General features: G+C 70.9%; 6 protein-coding genes. 3 read left to right on the top strand and 3 right to left on the bottom strand.

Features of this window, described 5'->3' with window-relative positions; genetic code table 11:
- A partial coding sequence (locus tag VFV67_RS08195) for an ArsB/NhaD family transporter (protein WP_326468500.1) occupies positions 1 to 1,108 on the top strand: 1,108 nt, incomplete at its 5' end.
- A 47-nt stretch (positions 1,109 to 1,155) separates the two neighbouring features.
- Positions 1,156 to 1,665 (top strand): hypothetical protein, encoded by a 510-nt coding sequence (locus VFV67_RS08190; RefSeq protein WP_326468499.1) that lies wholly within the window; start codon positions 1,156 to 1,158, stop codon positions 1,663 to 1,665.
- A 297-nt stretch (positions 1,666 to 1,962) separates the two neighbouring features.
- On the opposite strand, the gene VFV67_RS08185 is transcribed toward VFV67_RS08190, so the two are convergent.
- The 3 genes from VFV67_RS08185 to VFV67_RS08175 are packed head-to-tail and all read right to left on the bottom strand — an operon-like array spanning position 1,963 to position 4,873.
- Entirely contained in the window at positions 1,963 to 3,432 is a 1,470-nt protein-coding gene (locus VFV67_RS08185) for a hypothetical protein (protein ID WP_326468498.1), read from the bottom strand.
- Positions 3,429 to 4,292, bottom strand: a complete 864-nt coding sequence (locus VFV67_RS08180) for an ABC transporter ATP-binding protein (RefSeq protein ID WP_326468497.1) — start codon at positions 4,290 to 4,292, stop codon at positions 3,429 to 3,431. The genes VFV67_RS08185 and VFV67_RS08180 overlap by 4 nt, the downstream gene beginning before the upstream one ends.
- Positions 4,289 to 4,873 (bottom strand): TetR family transcriptional regulator, encoded by a 585-nt coding sequence (locus VFV67_RS08175; protein ID WP_326468496.1) that lies wholly within the window; start codon positions 4,871 to 4,873, stop codon positions 4,289 to 4,291. The genes VFV67_RS08180 and VFV67_RS08175 overlap by 4 nt, the downstream gene beginning before the upstream one ends.
- A gap of 175 nt (positions 4,874 to 5,048) precedes the next feature.
- Between VFV67_RS08175 and VFV67_RS08170 the strand changes: the two genes are divergently transcribed.
- Positions 5,049 to 5,608, top strand: a 560-nt coding sequence (locus VFV67_RS08170; RefSeq protein WP_326468495.1) for a sigma-70 family RNA polymerase sigma factor, incomplete at its 3' end; no start/stop codon positions are given.

The raw sequence follows: 5,608 nt of genomic DNA, 5'->3' as shown, positions 1-5,608 counted from the left end.
GCTCGGCATGATGATCATCGTCGGGGTGCTGCGCCGCACCGGGGTGTTCGAGTACACCGCGATCTGGGCGGCCAAACGCGCCAAGGGCTCGCCGCTGCGGGTGATGATCCTGCTGGTGCTGATCACCGCGGTCGCCTCGGCGTTCCTGGACAACGTCACCACCGTGCTGCTCATCGCCCCGGTCACGCTGCTGGTCTGCGACCGGTTGGCGATCAACCCGGTCCCCTTTTTGATCGCCGAGGTGTTCGCCTCCAACATCGGCGGCACCGCCACCTTGATCGGCGACCCACCCAACATCATCATCGGCAGCCGGGCCGGGTTGTCGTTCAACGACTTCCTCATCCACCTGACCCCGATCGTGCTCGTCGTCCTGATCGTGTTCACCTTGGTGCTGCCGTGGCTGTTCCGCGGCTCGTTCACGGTGCACCCCGACCGGGTCGCCGACGTGATGGCCCTCGACGAACGCGAAGCCATCCAGGACACCCGGCTGCTGATCAGATGCGCGATCGTGCTGGCGGCGGTGTTCACCGGGTTTGTCGGCCACTCCGCTCTGCACCTGGAGCCGTCGGTGGTCGCCCTGCTCGGGGCCGGGATCCTCGTGCTCATCACCGGCAGCGCGCCGCGGCACTACCTGGCCAGCGTGGAATGGGAGACCCTGCTGTTCTTCGCCGGGCTGTTCGTCATGGTCGGCGCCCTGGTCCAGACCGGCGTCATCGCCACCCTCGCCCGGCTCGCCACCGACGCCACCGGCGGTGACGCCCTGCTCGCGGTGATGCTGATCCTGCTGGTGTCCGCGTTGCTGTCCGGCGTGATCGACAACATCCCCTACGTGGCCACCATGAGCCCCCTGGTGGCCGAACTGTCGGCCGGGGTCGCCGACCCGGTGCACGCCCAGGCCCTGTGGTGGGCGCTCGCGCTCGGCGCCGACTTCGGCGGCAACCTCACCGCCATCGGCGCCAGCGCCAACGTCGTCGTCCTCGGCATCGCCAAACGCAACGGCACCCCGATCACCTTCTGGCAATTCACCAGGAAAGGCGCCATCGTCACCCTGATCACCGTCGCGCTGGCCGCCCCCTATTTGTGGCTGCGCTACTTCGTCCTCGCCTAAAGCGCCGCGGACTCGTGCAACGTCGACGCAGCAGCAAGACTGATCCCGTGCAGCCCACCGCCGGCCCCGCCGCCACGCACTACGCCGCGATGCGCCGCGCGTCGACACCGCGCCGATGGCTGCTGGCCGGCACGCTCGGCGCCGCGACCGGCCTGTTCACCCACCTCGTCCTGCCGTGGCCGCTGGCCCTGTGTGCCGCGGCGCTGACCGCGGCCGGGCTGCTGGGCTGGGATCGCCAGCACCCGCCCCACCGGCTGGCCGCGACCGCCGCCCGCCTGGAGCGGCACGGGTGGGCCGCGCTCCCGGCGCCGATCCACCGCCACCAGGACACCCCGATCGCCGCTTACCTGCTGATCGGACCGGGTGGGGTGTTCGTGGTCGATCACCAGGTGTGGTGGGCCACCGACGCCGTCACCATCGACCCCGCTACCGGGATGCTCATGGTCGGCAGCACACCCGCCGCTCGGCGGGTCGCCTCGGTCAAGGGTGCTGCCGCCGCGGTCGCCGACGACCTGCCCAACTGGCTGGACACCCGACCATCCTTCGCCCGGTCCTGACGGTCGACGGCCCGACCCTGGACCGCGTCCGGCTCGTCGCCGACGTGACCCTGCTGCCGCGGTCGGCTCCCGTCCAGTGGGAGCCAGTAGCCGGGGTGGGCTGTGCCCCAGGCTCGGCCTTTGCCGGTCAGCCATCCAGTCGGACGTGCCCACACGTGGTGGATGCGGTGGTAGGGGACGTGTTTGCTGGTGCCGAGCGGGAAGTAGCAGTGGCGCAAGGTGATGCCGTCGCGGTCGAGCCTGGCCCGGCCGTCGTCGTAGCGCATCTCCACACCCCTACGGTAGCCGCGCGTGGGCTCAGCCGCGGGTGAGGCGGTGCAGGGTGTGCCGGGCGAGCAGTGCGGTGGCCAGTGCGGTGAGGGCTGTTCCGGCGAGCAGGGCGGGAAGTGTGGGGTGCCAGAGCGTGTCGACGGTCCAGTAGTGCGGCAGGATCCGCAGCGGCCATTGGGCCGGGGTGGGCAGCCACCAGATGGCCACGGCGATGCCGGTGGGGATCAGGGCGAGGATTTTCAGCCAGGCCAGGCCTTCCACCTTGTTGCCGGCCAGCGCGGCGGTGGCCAGGGTGATCAGTGGTGCCTGGGCGGCGGCCAGCACCAGCGCCGGCAGCAGGGTCGGGACGAGGGGCGCCAGGCCGCTGACGGGCACCGCGACGATGAGGGTGAGCAGGGCCGCGGCGGCCACCGAGATCGCCCGGTAGGCCAGGTAGCGCGCCGCGGTGACCGGGCTGATGCGCAGGATCAGCACCGTGCGGTCGTCGATGTCGTCGAGGATGAGCAGTGCGCCGACCATGCCGAGGATCAGCGGCACGTGCAGCACGACCAGCGCGGCCAGCAGCACCGGTTGGTAGGCGGCGAGATCGACGGCGAACCGGCCGTGCAGGTAGTCGGTCAGCGGCGGATAACCCAGCCGCAGAGCGGTGGCGAGCAGGATCGGCCCGGCGAGCACCACGATCAGCAGCGCGCTGCGCCGGGTGGTCTGCAGGTCGATGTGCACCAACGCGGCCAGCCACCCCGACGGGCGCGACCGGGGCCGGTGGCGCCGCTGGCGCGGGGGACGCACCCGCCGCGGAAGCAGCAGCTCATGGCGGAAGGAGCGCCGCGCCGCCACGACGGCGGCGGCGATGGCCAGCACCAGATAGCCGAGCAGGACGACCGCGCGACCGGGCGCGAGCGGCATAGCCGGATTCAGGCCCGCGGCGATCACCTCGGCCGCGCCGGTGGTGGGCACCACGAACAGGACCGGGTGCGTCGCCAGGCCGGTCAGGTGCACCAGCGGCACGGCAACGAGTGGAACCAGCGCCAGCGGGGCGACGGTGAGGAAGCCGGTGATGGTGTGGTGGCGGACCACCAGGGCGAAGTTGAGCAGCAGAACCAGCACCGAAGTCAGCCCCACCGCCGTCAGCACCAGGCCCAGGTTCGCCTGGCCTCGGCCGGCGGCCAGCGTGATCGGGATGGCCGAGCCGACCGACAGCCCGGTCAGGCTGGCCACCTTGACCCCGAGGTACTCACCGAAGCGCAGCGGGCTGACCGACAGCGCGGCCAGCGCGCCCTCGCCGCGTTCGAACAGGAACAGGGCGGCGATGAAGAAGGACCCGAAGGTGGCGGTATCCAGCGTCAGGATGACCGGTCCGGCGCCGCGCGCCAGCGACGCCGGCATCGCCAGCAGTGCCAGCGTCCACACCAAGGTCAGCACGGCGGCGACGGCGGGAATGCGGTAGCGCCACTGCACCCGCAGCTCCAGGCGGAGCGCCGCGCCGGTGCGGGTCACAGCCGCCCACCGGTGACGGCGACGAACACCCCGTCCAAAGTGGCCTCCCGGGTATGGATGGTCTCCACCGGATGCTGGCGTAACAGCCGCGCGAAGGCCGGGTCGTCCCCGATGCTCGACAATGCGAACTCCTGGCGGCACAGTCCATCCGGGGTGCGGTACTCGACCACCACATGGGGTTGGCCGTGGGCGAGCCGGAAGTTGCGCGGGGTGTCGACGGCGGCGATGCGCCCGTCGACCAGGAACGCGACCCGATCGCAGAGCTGCTCGGCGGTGGCCATGTCGTGCGTGGTGAGAAACACCGTGCGGCCCTGCCCGGACTGGGCCCGGATGAGGTCGCGGACCTTGCCCGCCTGGACCGGATCCATGCCCGAAGTAGGCTCGTCGAGAAACAGCACCCGCGGCCGGTTCACCAAGGCCCGGGCCAGGTTCAGCCGCATCTGCATGCCCTTGGAGAACTCCCCCACCACCCGATCGGCAGCCTCGGCCAGATCAACCAGGTCCAGCAACCACCCCGGATCCTCGGTCGGCCCGGCATACAGCGCGGCGAACGCGGCCAGGTTCTCCCGCGCGGTCAGCCGGGAGAAATGCGCCGGCAGCTCGAACCCGACCCCGATGTGCTCATAGAACTCCGGCCCCCACCCGGCGACCGGACGCCCCAGCACGTCCGCGCGGCCCTGGTGACCGCGCAGCAACCCGGTCAGGATCCGCTGGGTGGTGGACTTGCCCGCCCCGTTCGGACCGAGGAACCCGAAGATCTCCCCCGCCGCCACGGTGAACGAGATCCCGTCCACCGAGCACCGAGCCGCGCCGCGGTAGCGCATGCGCAACTCCTCGACCACGATCACCGGATCCGTCACGATCGCCGCCGCCTCGGCGCCTCGGCCAGCACGCCGAACGCCTCGTCGATCAAGTCCGGCAGCTCGGCCGCGCCGTCGGCGGCCACCCACGCCTCCAACGCGGTGGTCAACGCCGCCAGACACACCGAGGCCAGCACCCGGGTCCGCAACCTCGGCTCACCCTCCTCCAACGCGCCCTCGAACAACTCCCGCGTGGCGAACTGGTTCTCCCACAACCGCGCCCGCAACGCCGGCGTGGACAACGCCAACCGGACCCGCACCAACAGCGCTTCCCGATCGGCCGCATAGATCGCCGCCAACCCCTCCCGCACCGCCGCATGGATCCGGACCACCGGATGCTCGGAGCGCGGCCGGGCCCGGATCGCCGCCACCAGCAACGGGTCATAGGAGTCGGAGAGCACCACGTCTTCCTTGGTCGGGAAGTACCGGAAGAACGTCATGTGCGACACCCCGGCCGCCGCCGCGATCTGCTCCACCGTCGTGGCCTCATACCCACGCTCGACAAACAACCGCAACGCCTGCTCCTGCAACCGCTGCCGGGTCGCCGCCTTCTTCCGCTCCCGCCAATCCCCCGCCACCACACCACCACCCGTAGACGTTAGTCGCTAACATATTAGCGACTAACACGCTGGTGAGCAATCCGAAGCCCTGAACGTCCGCGCAACCCAGCCGAGGCGACACTGGCGCGCACGTGGTGGCCGATGTGCTGACCGGTGACTCGTCGGTGGTGTCGGCGGCCGGCGCTACTGTGGTCCGGTGCAGCCGACCGGCAGCGTGGACACCGACCTGTTGGCCGCCGCTCGCGGCGGGGATGACCGCGCGTTTCGGGCGTTGGTCTGGCCGCATCTGCGGGCGCTGCATGTGCACAGCTACCGGATGCTCGGCTCTTACGACGAGGCCGAGGAGGCGGTGCAGGAGGTGCTGCTGCGCGCCTGGAAGGGCTTGGCGACGTTCCAGGGCCGCGCTCCGCTGCTGCATTGGCTGTACCGGATCACCACCACGACCTGCCTCAAGGCCATCCAGGCCCGCGGCCGGCAACCGATCCTCGACGCCGAGATCGGCTACCTGCAGCCCTATCCGGACCAGCTGCTTGACCAGCTCAGCGACCCTGATCCCGCCGTGGTGCTCACCCGTCGCGATACCGTGACGCTGGCGTTCATCTCCGCCCTGCAGCGGCTACCCGCCACCCAGCGGGCCGCGCTGATCCTGCGCGACGTGCTGACCTTCACCAGCGGCGAGGTCGCCGAGCTGCTGGACACCACCGTCGCCGCGGTCAACAGCGCGCTGCAACGCGCCCGCGCCACCATGGCCACCGC

Origin of the sequence: Actinophytocola sp. (genome assembly GCF_035762905.1) — a bacterium.
Classification (GTDB): Bacteria; Actinomycetota; Actinomycetes; order Mycobacteriales; family Pseudonocardiaceae; genus DASYTH01.
This window is presented reverse-complemented; position numbering and strand designations above follow the sequence as displayed.